The following is a 527-nucleotide window of genomic DNA, read 5'->3' on the forward strand; positions in this document are numbered from 1 at the left end:
TTTGATGATTTAGTTTCAAGCACTTCGCCTTTGAGTCCATCACCAGTAGCGCCTTTACCAAATACAGTGATTACTTTGCCTGCCTCATTTGTATTTTTATATAGACTAACAGGCTGAACATTGCTTACTGGGCTCGATAACTTGATTAATGCGATGTCGCTTCTGGCTTTTAAAAAGCTCATTAAAGGTGCTAAATCACCGCTTAATAGACTTTTACTCGGTTTTTTAAATTCAGGGTGAATAAACACGTTTTCTATTTGATAGTGGTTTAAACCAATTTTTAACTCTTTACCTCTATAGTCATAAAAAATAGTGTGTGCCACAGTGACAACCCATTGCTCATGAATTAATACTCCGTGCCCCTCGTGAGGCAAGTCAATGAGATATTCCGGTGCATCATTTAATAAGTAGTTTTCAGCGGGAACATCATGCCTTTTGATAACTGCATGACTACCTATAGAAAAAACACACAAAAAGAAGAGAAGCCCAGCTTTCAAAATTCGTCCATGATTATTTAGAGTAGAGCC

General features: G+C 37.4%; 1 protein-coding gene. It reads right to left on the bottom strand.

What is annotated here, in order from left to right; translation table 11 throughout:
* Window positions 1-497, bottom strand: a 497-nt coding sequence (locus J7338_RS20595; RefSeq protein WP_210798836.1) for a trypsin-like serine protease, incomplete at its 3' end; no start/stop codon positions are given.
* Window positions 498-527: the final 30 nt, after the last annotated feature.

The organism is Pseudoalteromonas ostreae, from assembly GCF_018069805.1.
GTDB lineage: Bacteria > Pseudomonadota > Gammaproteobacteria > Enterobacterales > Alteromonadaceae > Pseudoalteromonas > Pseudoalteromonas ostreae.